Here is an 18,420-nt window from a genome sequence, read left to right on the forward strand (position 1 = left end):
GTACTTGGCCGCCCGCGCTCATTTGGGTGAACCCGCCTATGACGAATGCTTCGGCTACGTGCCTCTACTAGCCCTGGGTGGCCCCGAAACGATGGAGCACCTGGAGAAAGTAAAGCTGCGCGAGCATATCTTCCTCATCAGCCAGTTCACCGGTATCCTCGAACGCTAGCTGACGCTGACCGGCCACGGCGGCTCCACCCCAATGTGGGCGGAGCCGCCGCGTTCGTGGCGCTCCCCTCTTCAACCAGTGGATACCAGTTGGAACATGACCGGTCGAGTATTTTCGGATATACCCTCTGTGGGGAATCAGGCGAAGCGCTACTTCGGCCGGGTGGCTGGTTGGGCTTCGTCGGCGGGCGCTTCAAGCGCAGCTAGTTCCGTGGCCAGGGCGTCGGCTTCGGCCAGCAGACCGGCGCAGCGGGCGCGTAGCAGAGCGGCGGGCACGGGGCCGCTGCGCTCGTCCCACTCGGCGCGGGCTCCGTTGAGGAGTAGGGTGAGTTGGGCCAGCTGGTCTTCGCGGGTGCGGGGCGGCAGGGCATCTTCCGCCTCGGCGGTGGCCAGGGCGGCAGGTAGGGCTGTGGCGGCGCCCAGTCGGGCGCGGGCCGCGGCGGCGCGCGGGGGCAGCTCGTAGGTGAGCCGGAGTTGCATGCGCAGGGCCTGGGCCTGGCACTGGGCCAGTCGGGCCCGTAGAAGGTGCAGGTCGGGTGCTGGGAGGGCGACGGCCGGGGCTCGGCTAGCCGCTTGCAGGGCCCGCAGGCGATTCCAGGCGGCGGGCAGCAGCAGGCGGACGCCGGTTTCAACCTGCGCTACCAGCGTCCGTTGCACGCCCAGCAAAGCAGCCAGCTCGGGTTGCGACAGGCCAAAGTGAGTGCGCATATCAGCCAACAGGCTTCCAGCGGCGGCGGTCAAACGTCGAATCATGCGGGGCCGGGGAGTAGGGGAATGCGCCACCCCGCCAGAAGAGCAAGGTACGGCAGCTGCTACAGAATTTCGAGGGGGTCCGAATTCCGTACCACACTCTTGCTACGGAATTCGGACCCTCTCGAAATTCTGTAGCAGCTGGGTTGTCCACTGCCGACTGCCCACGTGGTAAGCTTGACTTAGCTTGCCATGGTTGAAAGCCGAAACGGTGACACCGCCGGGACCGTACCTTTGCCCCATGCCCAACACGGTCCTTTACCTCGTGCCCACGCCCATCGGCAATCTGGAAGACATCACCCTGCGGGCCATCCGCATTCTGGGCGAAGTCGGCACCGTGCTCTGCGAAGACACCCGCACCAGCGGCCGCCTCATGCAGCACCTGGGCCTGAAAAAGCCGCTCCTCTCCTACCACCTGCACAACGAGCACCAGCAAGTGCCCCGCCTGCTGGAGCGGCTGGCCAAGGGTGAAACCATGGCCCTGGTCTCCGATGCCGGCACGCCCGGAATTTCTGACCCCGGGTTTCTGTTGGTGCGCGAGTGCCTGGCGCAGGGCCTGGGCGTGGAGTGCCTGCCGGGCCCCACGGCATTTGTGCCGGCGCTGCTCAAGTCAGGCTTCGGGGCCGAGCGGTTCACGTTCGAAGGGTTTTTGCCGGTGAAGAAAGGTCGGCAAACCCGCTTGCAGGAACTCGCCAAGGAAACCCGGACTATGATTTTCTACGAGTCGCCGCATCGCATCGTGAAGACCCTGGGCCAGCTGGCCGACGTGTTGGGGCCGCAGCGGCCGGCCTCGGTCAGCCGCGAATTGACTAAATTATTTGAAGAAACCGTAACCGGAACGCTCGCCAGCCTGGAGGCCGACTTTGCCGCCCGCCCTACCATTAAAGGAGAAATTGTCGTTGTCGTCGAAGGAAATCTTACCCCGCCCACCCGCGAGCCCCGCCCCGGCCGCGAAGACCGCTACCGCCGCGCCGACGATGAGGACCTCGCCGGCGAAGACTAGCCTGCTCCGGCGCCCGGTGGTGCTGGCCGGGCTAAGCGCCCTGCTGCTGTGGGGTGGCTGGGCCCCACACCCTACGGCCTGGCTGGCGCCGTTGCTGTTCATCGGCTGGGTGCCGTACCTGGTGATGGAGCGGCAGCTCACGCTGGCCGGCGCCCGTAAGCGCCGCGTATTTGCCAGCAGTTACTTATTCCTGGTACTCTGGAACGCCCTCACCACTTGGTGGGTAAGCTACGCCGACCTGGCCGCCGGCATTGCCGCCGTGGTGCTCAACGCCTTGCTCATGTGCCTGCCGCTGATGGCCTTTCGCCAGACCAAAAAGCGGCTGGGCAACCGCATCGGCTACCTGTCATTGCCGGTTTTTTGGATTGCCTTCGAGCAGCTGCACCTACATTGGGACGTGACCTGGCCCTGGCTCACACTGGGCAATGGGTTCGCGGCCGCGCCGCAGTGGGTACAGTGGTACGAGTACACCGGCTTTCTGGGCGGCTCGGTGTGGGTGTGGGTAGTGAACTTGCTGTTTTTCCATGCGTTGCTGAAGTACTTGCCAGCGCTGGCCTTTCAGCCAGTGGCTAATCCGGCTGATGAAGTGGCCAGCCCTGCAATGGGGCGAAAATCGGCCTTTGGGTGGCAGCCGTCGTTCAGCACGCCGCTCGTCCTCATACTGCTGCCAATAGCTTTTTCTTACCTGATAAGCGCTAAATACCAGGAGAAAGGTCCGACCGCCGAGGTCGTCGTCGTGCAGCCCAACCTCGACCCCTACGTGGAGAAGTTCGAGGGCGGCGCCAAGTTCATCCCCTACGACGAGCAGCTGACCCGGCTGCTGAACCTATCGGAGCAGCACCTCACGCCCCAAACCCGCCTCGTGCTATGGCCCGAAACGGCACTGGAAGAATCCTACTGGGAAAACACGATTGAGAGCAACCCCAAAATCCGCCGCATCCGGGAGTGGCTGGCACGGCACCCCGGCGTGACCCTGCTCACGGGCATCACCACCGTCAACTCCTACCCCACGAAGGAAGCAGCCAGCGAAACCGCCCGCCACCGCGACGACCTCGGCTACTATGACATCTTCAACACAGGTGCTTATTTCGCCTCGCCCACCGCGCCGATTGCCTTCTACCATAAGTCGCGCCTCGTGCCCGGCGTGGAGAAGATTCCGCCCATGCTGGCATCCGTCATCTCCCACATCGACCTGGGCGGCACCGTGGGCAGCGTGGGCAGCCAGCCCGAACGCACGGTGTATCCCGCACCGGCGAACGCCCCGGCCCTGCGCGTGGCCCCCGTCATTTGCTACGAGTCTATTTATGGCGATTTTGTGGCCGAATACACCCGCAACGGTGCCACCCTACTGGGTCTCATCACCAACGACGCCTGGTGGCACGACTCGCCCGGCTACCGGCAGCTGCTGAGCTACGGAGCCCTGCGCTGCATCGAAACGCGCCGCGACCTAGCCCGCTCCGCCAATACCGGCTTTACTGGCTTCATCAACCAGAAGGGTGAAATCACCCAGCGCGAACCAGCGTGGGTTCCGACCGCAAGCCGCGCCGAGGTTCATTTGAACGATGAGGTGACGTTTTATGCCCGCTTTGGCGAATTGATTGGACGGGGCACACAGGTACTGGCAGTGCTCATTTTGCTGGTTGCTATCATCGGCGGATGGCTTCGCAAAGGCCGGCCCGGTTTTGCGGAGTAAAAAGGTAATCGATTAGCTTGTCGGTTTTGGCGCACCTTTGCGGCACTTGTTTTCCCCCCGCCAACTCTAGCGCTATGTATTTTACCCAACTCTCCTCCGACCTCGCGGACCTGTGCCGCACTACCGCCCAGTTCATCCGCCAGGAAGCGTCCACCTTCGACCGTAGTAAAATCGAACACAAGGGCCTGCACGACCTGGTGAGCTATGTGGACCAGGAAACCGAGCGCAAGCTGGTGGCCGGCCTGCGCCAGCTGCTGCCCGAGGCGGGCTTCATCACGGAGGAAGGCACCGCCGGCCCCGATACCGAAACCGAAGAATTCACTTGGATAATTGACCCGCTCGACGGCACGACCAACTTCGTACACGGCTTGCCAGTGTACTCCATCAGCGTGGGACTGCTGCATCACAAGGAGCTGGTAGTGGGCGTGGTGCACGAAGTGAATCGCGACGAAAGCTTCCGGGCCGTGCGAGGTGGCGGCGCCTTTTGCAACGACCAGCCCATCCACGTCACCGACATTCCCGAGCTGAACGGCGCCCTCATCGCCACCGGCTTTCCCTACAAGGATTTCGGCAAAATGAACGCCTACTTGCAACTACTAGGCGCCTTCATGAGCCGCAGCCACGGTGTGCGCCGCCTCGGCTCCGCCGCCGTGGACCTGGCCTACGTGGCCGCCGGCCGCTGCGAGGCGTTTTTTGAATTCAACCTGAACTCCTACGATGTGGCGGCCGGCATCCTGCTAGTGCGCGAGGCGGGCGGGCACGTCACGCAATTCCTGAAAGATGGCGACCCGCTTTTTGGTCGCGAAGTAGTGGCCAGCAACGGCCACCTGCACGCCGAAATTCAGCAAACCATCCGGGAGTTCTGGCGGTAGCCTAAGCAACAGAACCCGCATTATATGAGCAGGTCACCCGCCGGTCATGCTGAGCGGAGCCGAAGCATCTTGCGTGCCACCACTATTCCTCTTCTGACGACTAGTTTACTGCTGCACGCAAGATGCCTCGGCTCCGCTCAGCATGACCGGCTTGCTCGTACGTCTAGTGAGGCTGACCACTTGAGTACCCGCGCGGCAAACTATTCGCTTCGCCACGTAGTTTACCCCTCATGCTACTGCTTGCTGTTACCTCCGTCGAAATCCAGTACTCCCTGATTGCTGTCTTATTTGTTAGCGCAGCCTTTTACGTAGGGCGTATTTTTTGGCGCGCCTTCTTCAGCAAAACGGCGGCGGGCTGTGCCAAAGGCTGCGGCGGCGCCTGCGGCACCATCGACGTAGACCAGTTGCAGCGCACCATCGAGGCGCGCACTATGGCTCAGGCAAACCGTTAACTGGTTCACAGCTTCTACCCGACTTTTCTTATTGGTTGAGATAACCTGCCCCCGCCCTGGCTGCGTATAGCCAAGACGGGGGCGGATTGCATTAGTGCCTTTCGGCTCCGCCTTTCACTACCTAAAACACCCATCGCCATGCAGGACAAAGAAGAAGAACGTTCATTGGTAAACGTTGAGAACAAACTGTCTGCGGACGGCTTCACCCAGGATTTCAACGTCGTGGACGGCCGCCTGCACACCATCGGCAGCGCCTCGGACAAAACGTACGCCCCGGACGAGGTGACCATCGTGGATTTCTACCGCTTCGAAGGCGAAAGTAACCCCGACGATATGTCCATCCTTTATGCTATTGAAACTAACGACGGCGTGCGCGGCACTATTTCCTCAGCCTACGGCACCTACGCCGATTCTGATGCGCTAGAGTTCCTCACCCAAGTAGAAGACCTCGGCAAAAACCTAACCAAGGGACACAAGTAAACAATCATGAATTAAAAAGCATGAGTTAGGAATTGACAGAATAACGTCAATTCCTAACTCATGCTTTTTAATTCACAACTCCTCCTCTCACCCCCAAACTTTGGTGCCTTCCGAGCAGTTGCGGCACATCTCAATCTGGTCGCGGCCTTTGAGGAGGCTGCGGCGGAACTGCTGGTACTTCGGACCGCGCCAGAGCTGGCGGAAGGTTTCGGTTTTGAGGTCGCCTTGGCGGTATTCGGCGTCTTTGTCGAAGCAGCAGGGCACTACCAGCCCATCCCAGGTGATGACGCAGGAGTGCCACATTTTCCAGCAGTGGTTCACTAGCGCGTTTTTCAGACTCCAAGTGCCGTTGCCGTTGTTTTGGTAGCGCGAGTAGTAATCGATAGTGGGGATGAGCGGTGAACCGTGCTGGTGGTCGTAAATCTGGGCTGTTTTAAACCACACATCATCAACCCCTAGCGCCTCGGCCAGCTGCTTGGCATCATCAATCTGATGCTCATTGGGTCGCACTACCAGAAACTGGAAGATGATGCGCGGCGTACTGGATTTTAGCTCCTTACGCCATTTCACCACGTTGCGGGTTCCCTCTAGTACTTTTTCCAGCTTGCCGCCCACACGGTACTGCTGGTACACATCCTGCGTGGTACCGTCGAGAGAGATGATGAGGCGGTCGAGGCCACTTTCCACCGTGCGGCGGGCGTTCTGGTCGTTGAGATAGTGAGCATTGGTGCTAGTTGCGGTGTAAATACCCCTATCGGCCGCGTACTTCACCAAATCCAGAAACTGCGGATGCAGATATGGCTCGCCTTGAAAGTAAAAAATCAAGTACCACAGCCGACTGGCGACTTCGTCAATCGTCCTCTTGAATAACTCTTCCGGCAGCATACCCGTGGGCCGCGTGAACGAGCGCAGCCCGCTGGGGCACTCGGGGCAGCGCAGGTTACAACTGGTGGTGGGCTCGAAGCTGAGAGCCAACGGCAGGCCCCAATGCCGGGCCTTCCCCGTGAGCTTGCTCAGAACATAGGAACCGGTGATCTGGACGGCATTCCAGACGCGGAGCGGCGTGGCTTTGGATAAAACGTTGAGGCCGTCGGCGAGCAAGGACATAAAAGCGGAGTAAAGCAGTAGCGCGAACTCTGTAATTCGCGTCCCTCAGTGCGGCCATTGTTGCGGCGCAGGGACGCGAACTACAAAGTTCGCGCTACTTAGGTTACGTCATTGCGGCCCGGTGCTGCCGTTACTTCTTGGTAGCCGGAAAATCAATGGCGCTGGTATAGGTGCTGGCTTTGCCGAACGACTGATTTATTTCGTCAATGGCCGCACGGCTGCTCAGGCGCTTGGGCTTGGTGTTGAGGAAGGTACCATCCTCGCCCACCAGCATGTAGGTAGGCACATCCTGCAAGGCATATTTATGAGCAATGGCCGAGCGCATGCCGCCAACCACGCGCACCTGCACGCCAGGAAGCTTTTTCACAGTCACCAGCTGCTTCCAGGCCTGCTCGTTTTCGTCCAGGGCAATGTTGACGAAGGCAATGTTCTTGCCTTCAAACTTGCGAATGAGTTCCTGCGCGTACGCCAAGTCACGCAGACACAATCCGTTGGTAGTTTTCCAGAAGTTGAGGTATACCAGCTTGCCCTGAAAATCCTGCAGCTGTACGGTATCACCGGTAGCAGAAGCCAGCTTGAAATTGGGAGCGGGAGCGCCGATAGCAAAATCCTTGTGCTGGTCGAAATCGGCTTGCAAGGTGGGATAGAACTGGTTCTTGGGGTCGTAGCTGCGGAAATCAGCCAGCATCGCGGCCGACTGCTTCACGTGACCAAACCGGAACGACTCCTGCAAGATGCGGCCCAGAATAATGGCCCGGGTGAGACCCGTGAGCTTCTTGGTAGCCAAGGCGTATGACGCCGGATAAAAATCGGGGTCGGAACGCTGATGCTTGTCTTGCGCGACGGTGAAGTGGATGTAATTGAGCAGAAACTCATGGTACATCTCGCTTTGCACGGCATTGGGCTCGTTGAGCAGGCCGGGCTCGCGTAGAAAGTTATAATAGTCAGGCGCCATTTTCAAGCGGCCCTCCGTGTTCACCACCTGCTCCCGCAGGTCCTGGAACGTCAGCCGGTCGTTGGCATAAGAATAAACGACCTCAGCGTGAGCGTAATTATAAAATTCCTGGGTAAACGACTGCTTGGCCGCGTGGTCTTCCAGAAACTCGAATTCGTGCTTGCGGCGGTACTCCAGAAAAGAGAGGAAAGGTGCTTCGTATAGCTGAATATTATCGGGTAAAACTTGGAAACCGTCGTTCTCCATGAACTGCTCGTCGGCTTCTACCAGGTAGTTGTTGGCATTGGCCGCTTGTTGGCGATGCCGCTGCTCGTCGGTCAGGTTGCTGCCATTCCGAAATTTGGTGGCAAAGCCTGTGGGCATGTCATTGGGCTTAAACTTCAACGTGCCCGACATGTCGCTGCCTTTGAAGCGCACATCTATGTCCGTGCCAGCGTCCAGAAACAGCGGCGCCACGTCATCGCCATACACCAAGTCGGCCTTGGTAGGACCATTCAGCGGCACTTTTACCTTAAACTCGCCCTTGTCATTCAGGCGAACACGGAAAAGTTTTTCTTTCGGGTCGAGCGGATTGTCCCGTAGCGACACGGCCACCGAATCGTTGGTGGGGCCACTAATGCGACCACTAAGAATGGCCATACCTGCAATATCAGTGGCGGCGACCGATTTCTGGGTCATTCTCGCCACCGTGGTAGTCTTGCTCTGTCCATGCCCTAATAGTGGCGTTAGTAACAGAGCCGCGCCTAGTAGATGACGCGAACAAGTAGTGAAAGTTGATATCATATCAGAAAAACTAGCAGTAGGCGACCGACGACAACTGACCGAACAAGATATAGTACTCATAAGCTTCGCCTAAAATTCACGGGAAAAGCCTATCAGCACTCCGAAGATAAGGCTTTTTCGTTTATAAAATCCAAATCCTTGTCTCATCATTTTTTGGTAATCTAACTGGGGTCCAAATTAGCCCCCGTGAGGCTCTCATCCACGACCTGATTATCAGCATGCTTTAACTTAACCGAATAAGCCGTTCAATACTTCATCGAGCCGGCTGACGGCGTGCACTTTCAAACCAAAGCGCGCCAGGTCCAAGCCTTTACCATTAAATTGCGAGACATACATCTCCCGAAATCCTAATTTTTCGGCCTCCGCCAATCGTTGATCGAGGCGCGACACGGCCCGGATTTCGCCGCTCAGCCCGACCTCGGCCGCCAGGCACACATTACCCGGAATTGGCAGGTCATTCAGGGAAGAAACGACAGCCGCGCACACGGCCATATCGAGGGCTGGGTCGTCGAGGCGCAGGCCGCCGGCGATGTTCAGAAAGACGTCGTGCTGGCCCAGGCGCAGCCCGGCGCGCTTTTCCAGCACGGCCAGCAGCATTTGGAGGCGCTTGCTATCGAAACCGGTGCTGCTGCGCTGCGGGGTGCCGTAGGTGGCGGGCGTCACGAGGGCCTGCACTTCCACTAGCAGCGGGCGGTTGCCCTCCAGCGTGGCCCCAATGGCCATGCCACTCAGGCTCTCGCCGCGCTGCGACAGCAAGATTTCAGAAGGGTTGCTCACTTGGCGCAGGCCGTCGCCCTGCATTTCGTAAATGCCCAGCTCGGAGGTGCTGCCAAAGCGGTTTTTAGTAGTGCGCAGAATGCGGTAGCTCATATGCCGGTCGCCCTCAAACTGGAGCACGGTATCAACCATGTGCTCCAGAATTTTGGGGCCAGCAATGCTACCATCCTTCGTAATGTGGCCGATGAGCAGCACCGGCGTGCTGGTTTCCTTAGCAAACTTAAGGAACTCCGCCGTGCATTCGCGCACCTGACTTACGCTGCCCGCACCACTTTCCACGAGGGTGGAGTGCATGGTCTGGATGGAGTCGATGACCAGAATGTTGGGCTGTACCTGGTCAATCTGCCGGAAGATGTTCTGGGTATTGGTTTCGGTGAGGATGTAGCAACCAGGGTGCTGGCCGTCGGCCAGGCGCTCGGCCCGCATCTTTATCTGGGCCTCGCTTTCTTCGCCGCTCACGTAAAGTACGCGCATCTGGCGTAGGCTCAGGGCAATCTGCAGCATGAGCGTACTCTTGCCAATACCAGGCTCACCACCAATGAGAATGATAGACCCCGGTACCAAGCCGCCGCCGAGCACGCGATTCAGCTCGCCGTCGGGAGTAGTAATGCGGGGCTCGTCCTCGGCCATAATATCGCCGAGCGGCACCGACTTAGCGGCCTTCGTCAGGTTGCCGCCGGGTACGGTGCTGGCGGGCTTCCACTGGCCGGTGGTAGTGGCCACGGTTTCCTTCTGAACGACTTCTTCCACGTAGGTATTCCACTCGCCGCACGCCGGGCAGCGGCCTATCCATTTCGCCGATTGGGCGCCGCAGGACTGGCAGAAAAAAACGGTTCTGGCTTTGGCCATGAAAAGGATTTGCGATTAGTTGAGGCAATCAATCACAAGCTTACTATTACCTAAAAAGTTGCCTCGTGGGTGGGTTTCGGCACAGCTATTTGCCTGCGAAATGCGCCTTATATTCCTGCACCAACGTCGGCATATTTTTGTAACTGGCATCGGGGCCTTGCTGCCGGATGCGGGCGGCCAACTCAGGATAATCGGCAAAAGCGGCGGCCATCAGAGCCACAAATGCCTTGCCGTAGCGCGGCACCTCCTGAATAATGCTGCCCGCAGGCTGCACGTACCAGAAGTATTTGTTGTGCGAGCCCACCGGGATGTAGATTGCCCCACCCATCGGCACCAAACCCGGCAGCGGAATGGGGATGTACATGTTGGCCTTGGTAATGAAATAGCCGTAGGTTTTGGTGGCAGCGCCAGGCGTCATGTTTTCGGCCAGTATTTTCAGGGGCTTACCGTTTTTGGTCAGGGCCTCCAGCGTATGGCCATCCACCGTCATGGTTTGGATGCGCTCGATGGACAATGTCTTGGCCTTGGGGTGTGGCAGTTGGTCGGGTGGCGTTTCATAGCACTCCACCTGCTCGCGCATGAAGAGCTGGTAGCTGGTGACATAGCTCCGCACCTGCTTGCCATTGACCAGCGTAAACAGCACCGGCGCGTAGCTGATTGGCGCGTTTCGGGCGGCTCGCAACGAATCGACGTGCGTGGCCGCCCGCTCGGGCCGCTGGGCATGCCCGGCAAGGGCTGCTCCTAGCACCATCGTGCCAGCGAGCATTACCTTGCGGCAATAATAAAGAATATTCATGCGAGCTGATTGCGGCTAATTACAAACCGGCCGGCAAGGTAGCATGATGTTGCTCAACAACCGCTCCTCAACCCTTGTTGTGTGGATATGGCTCCTTCCCCTACGCTCACTACCGCCGACCTTGGCACCATTGCCGCCTTCAGTGGCCTACCCGAAGACACCCTGAACTGGCTGCTGACCCACGGCGAACGGCGCGAGGTGCCCGACGGCGGTACCGTGGCCCAGCCCGGCGACCCTGCGGAGTACATGATGGCCGTGCTGCAAGGCGGCATTCAGTTCTACACACTGCAAAAAGGCGGTGGGCGGGAGCCCCGGTTTCGGGTAGAAAAGGGCCAGGTTAGCGGCGTGCTGCCTTATTCTCGCCTGCGGGTTATCAATGGCCTCGGCTCGGCCGTGGGCGAGACGATACTTTATATGCTGCACCGCAACCTTTTTCCGGCCCTGGAGCACGCCAGCCCCGAACTGGTGCAGCGCTTGGTAGGCCTGATGAGCGACCGGGCCCGGGACGAGGCCCGCAGCCAGGAACGCGACGATAAGCTGCGGGCCCTGGGCAAGCTGTCGGCCGGCTTGGCTCACGAGCTTAACAACCCCGCCGCCGCCATTGCCCGCGCCTCCCAGGCCCTAGGCGAGCGCGCCGCTGCCAAGCCCGAGCTTCTGCGCAAGCTGATAGAGCGCTGCCCCGACCAGGAGGCCTTGCAGGCGTTTGCGACCTTGGCCGTGCCCGTCGCCGCGACCGTTGCCGATGCGTCGACGACGCAAATGTCAGCCCTGCAACGGTCGGAGCGTGAAGATGAGCTGGCCGACTGGCTGACCGACCAGGGGGTGAAGGAGGCCTACCGCTTGGCCCCCGGCCTGCTGGAAATGGGCCTAACTGAGGAAATCCTAGCTGCGGCCGCCGATGTGCTGCCGCTGGCGGCCCGCCCGGCCGCCTTTGCCTGGCTGGAGTGCCAACAAACGACTCTCCAGCTCATCCGCGACGTGCAGGAGGCCGGAAGCCGCATCAGCAAGCTGGTGTCGGACGTCAAAACCTACTCGCACATGGACCGCGACAGCGGCTTCGAGCTGCTCGATATCAGCTCGGGCCTCGACAGCACGGTTAACATGCTAGGTTTCCAACTGCGCCAGAAGAACGTCCGTCTCACCCGCGACTACGCGCCCGACCTCCCCAAGGTCCGGGGCCAGGTTAGCAGCCTTAATCAGGTGTGGACCAATCTTATTGACAATGCCATCGACGCCCTTCCGGACCAGGGCGGAGAAATCACGCTGAGCACGCGGCTGGAGGGTAACTTCGTGCGCGTGTTTCTAATTGATAACGGCGCCGGCATTCCCCCCGACGTGCTACCGCACATCTTTGAGCCTTTTTACACCACCAAGCAGGCTGGCTCCGGCTCGGGGCTCGGGCTCGATATTGCCCAGCGTATCATCAAGCAACACGATGGGCGTCTGGAAGTCAGCTCCGTACCAGGACGCACTCAGTTTTGCACCTGGCTGCCGGTCGGGTAATTTCGACCACTCTAAAAGGAGGTAATGTTCTATTTAAATTTGCTATGGCCACAAAAAAACCTATCATCCTCGCCGTCGATGACGACCCGCAAGTACTGGCCGCTATTACCCGCGACCTCCGCCAGGAGTTTAGCCAAGATTACCGCATCCTGCGTGTCAATTCGGGGCCGGAAGCGCTGACCACCCTTCAGGAGCTGAGAGTCAAGGAGGAATCGTTGGCCCTCGTTGTGGCCGACCAACGCATGCCCGACCTGGAAGGCGTTGAACTGCTCACCGAGGCCCGCACACTCTTTCCCGACGCTAAGCGCGTGCTACTCACCGCTTACGCCGACACCGAAGCGGCGGTACGGGCCATCAACTCGGCCCGACTCGACCACTACCTGATGAAGCCGTGGGACCCGCCCGAGAATATCTTTTATCCCACTCTGCGCGATTTGCTCAGCGCCTGGCAAGCGTCGCATAAACCCAAGTATGATGGTGTTCGTCTAATTGGTTTTCAATGGTCGCCGCTGTCGCATGAGCTCAAGGATTTCCTGAGCGGCTACATGGTGGGCTACCAGTGGCTGGACTTCGAAACCAATCCTGAAGCTCAGGAACTGGTGCAGGCCAAAGGATTTGAAGCGACAGATTTGCCGCTGGTTATCTGCGTTGATGGCACTGCCATCGCCAAGCCCACCAAAGCCGAGCTGGCTCAGCAGATGGGCATTACGACCAAGCCGCAGCAGGAAATGTACGATGTGGTGGTAATCGGCGCCGGGCCCAGCGGGTTGGCCGCGGCCGTGTACGGGGCCAGCGAGGGTCTCAGAACCCTCATCATCGAGCGCCAAACGCCCGGCGGCCAGGCCGGTACCAGCTCCCGCATCGAAAACTATCTGGGTTTCCCCACCGGCTTGAGTGGGGCCGAGCTTTCATACCGCGCCTGGGCTCAGGCCGTGCGCCTGGGGGCCGAATTTCTGGCGCCGCATGAAGTGACCAACCTCTGCGTGCAGGACGGCTACAAAGTTCTCACTTTGGCCGACGGCAGCGAAATCAGCACCAAAGCCGTGGTACTGACCACCGGCGTGAGCTACCGCACCCTCGATGTGCCGGGCATGGACCGCCTCAGCGGCGCGGGCGTGTACTACGGCGCGGCTCGTACCGAGGCCCGCAGCTGCGACGAGCAGGACGTGTACATCGTGGGCGGCGGCAACTCGGCCGGACAAGCGGCCATGTACCTCGCCACGTATGCCCGTCGGGTCTTCATCGTTATCCGGGGCGCAAATCTGGCGGCTAGTATGTCGGCCTACCTCATCGAGCAGATTCGCGACACGCCCAACATCGAGTTACTGCCCTTCTCGCAAATCAAAGAAGTATGTGGGCAAGACCACCTTGAGGCTGTGATGCTCGACCTCAACGGTACGGTGGAAAAGCGCCCGGCCCGGGCCCTCTTCGTCTTCATTGGGGCCAAACCCAGCACGGAGTGGATTTGCGACCAAGTCATTTGCGACGGCAAAGGCTTCCTCCTCACCGGCCGCGACCTGGTAGCTGACCCGCGCTACGCCACCTCCTGGAAAAAGCAACGCGAACCGTTCTTGCTTGAAACCTGCGTACCCGGAATTTTCGCCGCTGGCGACAGCCGCGCCGGCGCTATGGCCCGCGTAGCCTCGGCCGTGGGCGAGGGCAGTATGGCCATCAAGTTCGTGCACCAGTATCTGGACGAGTAATTTTTGATTTAACAAGTATCCATTACCATTCAACCGCCGTTCGGTTGGCCCTTAATTGGACCGACCGAACGGCGGTTGAATGGTAATGGATACTTGTTAAATAATTCTACTCTCCTACTATCAACTGCTCGGGCAGGTGCAGGAGGTAGTCGCCATAGCCGCTTTTGCGCAGCGGCGTAGCAATGGCGCGGAGCTGGTCAGCGTTGATATAGCCCTGGCGGTATGCCACTTCCTCGATGGCGCCCACCTTCAAGCCCTGGCGCTGCTCAATTACGCGCACAAACTCGCCGGCCTGCATCAGGCTTTCGAAAGTGCCTGTATCGAGCCAGGCGGTGCCGCGGCCAAGGATGCCGACTTTGAGGGTGCCACGCCGCAGGTACTCGCGGTTCACGTCGGTGATTTCGTACTCGCCGCGCGCGCTGGGCTCGAGGTTGCGGGCAATTTCGATGACGTCGTTGTCGTAGAAATACAAACCGGGCACAGCGTAGTTGCTTTTGGGATTAGCGGGCTTTTCCTCAATGCTGAGAGCCTTTTTATCGCTATCGAATTCTACCACGCCGTAGCGCTCGGGATCGAGCACATGGTAGGCAAAGACGACGCCGCCGGTTGGGTCGCTATTGGATTTCAGTAACTCTTCCAGGCCCGCTCCGTAGAAAATGTTATCACCAAGCACCAGCGCTACCTTGTCATCGCCAATAAAATCGGCCCCGATAACGAAGGCTTGAGCTAGGCCATTGGGCACTTCCTGCACGGCGTACTGGAAGTCACAGCCCAGATTTTTGCCATCGCCGAGCAGCTTTTTGAACTGCGCTTGGTCGTGGGGTGTGGTGATAATCAGCACTTCCCGAATGCCCGCCATCAGCAGAATTGATAGCGGATAATAAATCATCGGCTTGTCATACACGGGCATCAGCTGCTTCGACACAGCCAGGGTGAGCGGGTGCAAACGGGTACCGGAGCCGCCGGCGAGGATAATTCCTTTCATGAGCGCAAGATTTCGCTAAGTTTAAAAATTAAGTGTCGCTAAGTGTATTAACGCTGACCAACTTCGCGAAACTTGTTTTTCAACTTCGCGAAACGTTGCGCGTTAGTTTCTGGCTTGAATAAACTCCTGATTGGCTCTGAACCACGCCAATGTTTGGCGCAACCCTTCGCGGATACGCACCTGCGGCTCATAGCCCAGCAGGGTGTTGGCTTTGGAAATGTCGGCCAGCGAGTCACGAATGTCGCCCGCCCGGTCGGGCCCGAACTTAGGTGCTAGGTCCGAGCCAGCCTCTTCGCGCAGGATGTCGTACATCTCCACGAGTGAGGTGCGGTCGCCGACTGCGATATTGTAGACTTGGTTCAAGGCCTCGGGGCGCTGCACCAGCGCCGCCCGAATGTTGGCCTGCACACAGTTTTCTACGAAGGTAAAATCGCGGGTCTGGCCACCGTCGCCGTTAAGCGTGGGAGGCGTATTTTGCAGGATAGCATCGATGAACAGCGGAATTACCGCCGCGTAAGCGCCGCCGGGGTCCTGGCGCGGGCCGAAGATGTTGAAGTAGCGCAAGCCGATAATTTCCATGCCATAGGTGCGGGCAAAGACGTCGGCGTAGAGCTCATTGGCATACTTGGTGACGGCGTAGGGCGAGAGCGGTTTGCCAATCCGGTCTTCTACCTTAGGCAGCCCGGGATGGTCGCCGTAGGTGCTGCTGCTGGCCGCATACACGAAACGCTTCACGCCCGCATCCTTAGCGGCGGTGAGGATTTGCACGAAGCCGCCCACGTTTACGTCGTTGGTCAGCACCGGGTCTTTGATGGACCGGGGCACCGAGCCCAAGGCAGCCTCGTGCAGCACGACATCGACGCCGGCGCAAGCCGCCGCGCAAACGGCCGCGTCGCGGATATCGCCTTCCACGATTTCCAAAGCGGGATTCCCAGCAAACAGCGCCAGGTTTTTGTGGAAGCCGTTTGAGTAGTTATCCAGCGTGCGGACTTTCTTGACGCCGTATTTCAGCAAATACTCCACGATGTTTGAGCCAATGAAGCCCGCGCCGCCGGTAACGAGAAATGTGAGGTTGTCGAGCGGCTGCTCGTGGAAAGGGGTTTCGTACACTTCGTTGAGTTAAGAGTTAAGAGTTAAGAGTTGAGTCGTAGTAACCAGAGTTGCTGTAGCATAACCTCTTAACCTTTAACCCATAACTCTTAACTGAAGCGCTAGCGCCCCGCGTACTGCTGCTGGTTGTATTCCTGGTAAGCGCCGCTGGTCACGTGGTTGAGCCATTCCTCGTTGGCGAGATACCAGTCCACGGTTTGGGCCAGGCCTTGCTCGAAGGTTACGCTCGGCTTCCAGCCCAGCTCGTTCATGATTTTGGAGGAGTCGATGGCGTAGCGCATGTCGTGGCCGGCGCGGTCGGTCACAAACTTGATGAGTTTGCGCGAGGTGCCCACTTCTTGCCCGGTTTTCTCGTCTACCACATCGCAGAGCAGTTCGATGAGCTTCAGGTTCTGCCACTCGTTCACGCCGCCAATGTTGTAGGTATCGCCGTTCTTCCCCTTATGGAATACCGCGTCGATGGCCGTGGCGTGGTCTTTCACGAAGAGCCAGTCGCGCACGTTTTCGCCTTTGCCATACACCGGCACCGGCTGGCCCGTGCACAGGCGATGAATGGCCAACGGAATGAGCTTCTCGGGGAAGTGGTTGGGGCCGTAATTGTTCGAGCAGTTGCTCAGCTTGATGGGCAGCCCGTAGGTGTGATGCCAGGCCCGCACGAAATGGTCGGAGCTGGCTTTTGAGGCCGAATAGGGCGAACGCGGGTCGTAAGCCGTTTCCTCGGTGAACATCTCGGGGCCGAAGTCCAAGGAGCCATACACTTCGTCGGTACTCACGTGGTAGAATACGTGGCCCTCGTAGCCGCCGGGCTGCCAGAGCACGCGGGCCGCGTTCAGCAGGTTCACCGTACCGATGACGTTGGTTTTCACGAAAGCCATCGGGTCGGTGATGGAGCGGTCGACGTGCGACTCGGCCGCGAGGTGAATCACAGCATCGGGTTCCTCATTGGCAAACAACTGGTCGATGAACGACTGGTCAGCAATGTCGCCTTTGATGAACCGATAATTGGCCGCGTCTTCGATGTCGCGCAGGTTTTCCAGGTTCCCGGCGTAAGTCAGCGCGTCGAGGTTGAGAATCTGGTAGTTCGGATATTTCGTAACAAATAGCCGCACGACGTGGGAACCAATGAATCCGGCGCCGCCGGTGATGAGGATTTTCATGATGTTGAATCGTTGGTTATGCCGAGCGAGCCACTACATCTCGCGGGCAGCACTAATCTTTTTCCTGCGATTGAGCTACTACTGCCCGCGGGGTGCTTCAGCCCGCTCTGCATGACGTTCTTGCTTGATTAAACTAGTATTAGGCTTTCGCCAGCGCCTGCTGCCATTTCCACGCGCTGGCCAGCGAGTCGGCCAGCGTCGTCTCGGTTTCGAAGCCCAGCTCGGTAGCGGCCTTGGTGGCATCGGCGTAGATGGCCGGCACATCGCCGGGCCGACGCGGCCCCAGTTCCACGTTCAGCTTCTGGCCCGATACTTCCTCGAACGTGTGCACTACTTCCAGCACGGTATTGCCGCGGCCAGTACCAACGTTGAAGGTTTCTACTTGGGCCGCATCGGGCTGGGCATCCAGCAAGCGCTGCACTGCCACTACGTGCGCCTTGGCCAAATCCACCACATGAATGTAGTCGCGGATGCAGGAGCCGTCCGGCGTGTCGTAATCTGTGCCGTACACGGTCAACTTTTCGCGAATACCGGCCGCCGTTTGGGTGATGAACGGCACGAGGTTATTAGGAACACCGAGGGGCAGTTCGCCGATTTTGGCCGACTCGTGCGCCCCAATTGGGTTGAAGTAGCGCAGCAAAATAGTACGCGGGCCACCAGCCGCGGCCACATCAGTGAGGATGTCTTCGGCCATCTGCTTGGTAGCGCCATAGGGCGAATTGGCCTTTTTGGTGGGCGTAGCCTCGGTCACGGGCAGCGCATCGGGGATGCCGTACACTGTGCAGGAGGACGAGAAAACCAGGGATTGCACCTTGAACTCGCCAATTACCGTCAGCAGCGCCAGCAGCGACCCGAGGTTGTTTTGGTAGTAGGCCAGCGGCTTCTGCACCGACTCGCCCACGGCTTTGAACGCCGCGAAATGAATCACGCCCGCGATATCAGGCTCGGCCGCAAACACGCTACGCAAGGCTTCTGCGTCGGCGCAGTCGATGCGGTAGAGGGGTACCTTCTTGCCCAAAATAGATTCGATGCCCGCCACCGCCGACTCCTGCGAGTTATTAAAATTGTCAACGATGATGGGCTGGTAACCGGCCTGGGACAGCTCTACCACGGCGTGTGAGCCAATGTAGCCGGCGCCGCCCGTAACGAGGATTTTGGTGCTCATATTAAGGTAAGTTTATGAGTTCGTGAAATGGTGATTGAGGAAAAAGGGAAGTAGTAGGTCAGCGGCGCAAGTTGCACATCAAACGCTCCATTCCCTTCATTTGCCGTCTCAC

At 59.0% G+C, this 18,420-nt stretch carries 17 protein-coding genes; 8 read left to right on the top strand and 9 right to left on the bottom strand.

Going from position 1 to position 18,420, the window contains the following annotated elements:
* Positions 1-4 precede the first annotated feature (4 nt).
* Complete coding sequence (locus tag WX88_RS32210) at positions 5-169, top strand: T6SS immunity protein Tdi1 domain-containing protein (RefSeq protein ID WP_082116290.1); 165 nt, start codon at positions 5-7, stop codon at positions 167-169.
* Positions 170-318: 149 nt separating this feature from the next.
* Here the strand turns inward: WX88_RS32210 and WX88_RS24430 are convergent, their stop codons facing one another.
* The gene (locus tag WX88_RS24430; protein ID WP_156176409.1) at positions 319-921 is read right to left on the bottom strand and encodes a helix-turn-helix domain-containing protein; all 603 of its coding nucleotides are present in this window, start codon (positions 919-921) and stop codon (positions 319-321) included.
* 238 nt (positions 922-1,159) lie between these two features.
* Here WX88_RS24430 and rsmI point away from each other — a divergent pair, with 238 nt between their 5' ends.
* The 5 genes from rsmI to WX88_RS24455 all read left to right on the top strand — a co-directional run bounded on the left by rsmI (position 1,160) and on the right by WX88_RS24455 (position 5,418).
* On the top strand, positions 1,160-1,921 hold the full coding sequence (gene rsmI, locus WX88_RS24435) for a 16S rRNA (cytidine(1402)-2'-O)-methyltransferase (RefSeq protein WP_046247059.1): 762 nt from the start codon (positions 1,160-1,162) through the stop codon (positions 1,919-1,921).
* Entirely contained in the window at positions 1,896-3,614 is a 1,719-nt protein-coding gene (gene lnt, locus WX88_RS24440; RefSeq protein ID WP_046247060.1) for an apolipoprotein N-acyltransferase, read from the top strand. Before rsmI ends, lnt begins: the two co-directional genes overlap by 26 nt.
* 74 nt (positions 3,615-3,688) lie before the next feature.
* Complete coding sequence (locus WX88_RS24445; protein ID WP_046247061.1) at positions 3,689-4,486, top strand: inositol monophosphatase family protein; 798 nt, start codon at positions 3,689-3,691, stop codon at positions 4,484-4,486.
* A gap of 230 nt (positions 4,487-4,716) precedes the next feature.
* Positions 4,717-4,938 carry a hypothetical protein gene (locus WX88_RS31030; RefSeq protein WP_046247062.1) on the top strand — a complete coding sequence of 74 codons (222 nt, stop codon included), beginning with the start codon at positions 4,717-4,719 and terminating at the stop codon, positions 4,936-4,938.
* Positions 4,939-5,076: 138 nt separating this feature from the next.
* A complete protein-coding gene (locus WX88_RS24455) occupies positions 5,077-5,418 on the top strand; it encodes a hypothetical protein (RefSeq protein ID WP_046247063.1) in 342 nt (113 codons plus the stop codon).
* Between the two features lie 87 nt (positions 5,419-5,505).
* Here the strand turns inward: WX88_RS24455 and WX88_RS24460 are convergent, their stop codons facing one another.
* The 4 genes from WX88_RS24460 to WX88_RS24475 all read right to left on the bottom strand — a co-directional run bounded on the left by WX88_RS24460 (position 5,506) and on the right by WX88_RS24475 (position 10,685).
* Positions 5,506-6,525 carry an SPASM domain-containing protein gene (locus WX88_RS24460; RefSeq protein WP_046247064.1) on the bottom strand — a complete coding sequence of 340 codons (1,020 nt, stop codon included), beginning with the start codon at positions 6,523-6,525 and terminating at the stop codon, positions 5,506-5,508.
* A 130-nt stretch (positions 6,526-6,655) separates the two neighbouring features.
* Entirely contained in the window at positions 6,656-8,158 is a 1,503-nt protein-coding gene (locus tag WX88_RS24465) for a TlpA family protein disulfide reductase (protein WP_046247065.1), read from the bottom strand.
* 333 nt (positions 8,159-8,491) lie between these two features.
* Positions 8,492-9,889, bottom strand: a complete 1,398-nt coding sequence (gene radA, locus WX88_RS24470) for a DNA repair protein RadA (protein WP_046247066.1) — start codon at positions 9,887-9,889, stop codon at positions 8,492-8,494.
* Positions 9,890-9,974: 85 nt separating this feature from the next.
* Positions 9,975-10,685: a hypothetical protein gene (locus tag WX88_RS24475; protein WP_156176410.1), complete on the bottom strand. Its 711-nt coding sequence runs from the start codon at positions 10,683-10,685 to the stop codon at positions 9,975-9,977.
* Between the two features lie 87 nt (positions 10,686-10,772).
* Between WX88_RS24475 and WX88_RS24480 the strand changes: the two genes are divergently transcribed.
* Both WX88_RS24480 and WX88_RS24485 read left to right on the top strand, forming a co-directional pair.
* Entirely contained in the window at positions 10,773-12,188 is a 1,416-nt protein-coding gene (locus tag WX88_RS24480; RefSeq protein ID WP_052733068.1) for a sensor histidine kinase, read from the top strand.
* Positions 12,189-12,232: 44 nt separating this feature from the next.
* A complete protein-coding gene (locus tag WX88_RS24485; RefSeq protein ID WP_046247068.1) occupies positions 12,233-13,891 on the top strand; it encodes an FAD-dependent oxidoreductase in 1,659 nt (552 codons plus the stop codon).
* A gap of 106 nt (positions 13,892-13,997) precedes the next feature.
* Here the strand turns inward: WX88_RS24485 and rfbA are convergent, their stop codons facing one another.
* From rfbA to galE, 4 genes are all read right to left on the bottom strand, one after another.
* The gene (rfbA, locus tag WX88_RS24490) at positions 13,998-14,876 is read right to left on the bottom strand and encodes a glucose-1-phosphate thymidylyltransferase RfbA (RefSeq protein WP_046247069.1); all 879 of its coding nucleotides are present in this window, start codon (positions 14,874-14,876) and stop codon (positions 13,998-14,000) included.
* A gap of 102 nt (positions 14,877-14,978) precedes the next feature.
* The gene (locus tag WX88_RS24495; RefSeq protein WP_046247070.1) at positions 14,979-15,986 is read right to left on the bottom strand and encodes an SDR family oxidoreductase; all 1,008 of its coding nucleotides are present in this window, start codon (positions 15,984-15,986) and stop codon (positions 14,979-14,981) included.
* 101 nt (positions 15,987-16,087) lie between these two features.
* The gene (gene rfbB / locus WX88_RS24500; protein ID WP_046247071.1) at positions 16,088-17,143 is read right to left on the bottom strand and encodes a dTDP-glucose 4,6-dehydratase; all 1,056 of its coding nucleotides are present in this window, start codon (positions 17,141-17,143) and stop codon (positions 16,088-16,090) included.
* A 139-nt stretch (positions 17,144-17,282) separates the two neighbouring features.
* Positions 17,283-18,308 carry a UDP-glucose 4-epimerase GalE gene (gene galE / locus WX88_RS24505; RefSeq protein ID WP_046247072.1) on the bottom strand — a complete coding sequence of 342 codons (1,026 nt, stop codon included), beginning with the start codon at positions 18,306-18,308 and terminating at the stop codon, positions 17,283-17,285.
* Positions 18,309-18,420 lie beyond the last annotated feature (112 nt).

Source organism: Hymenobacter terrenus (assembly GCF_000972495.1).
Classification (GTDB): Bacteria; Bacteroidota; Bacteroidia; order Cytophagales; family Hymenobacteraceae; genus Hymenobacter; species Hymenobacter terrenus.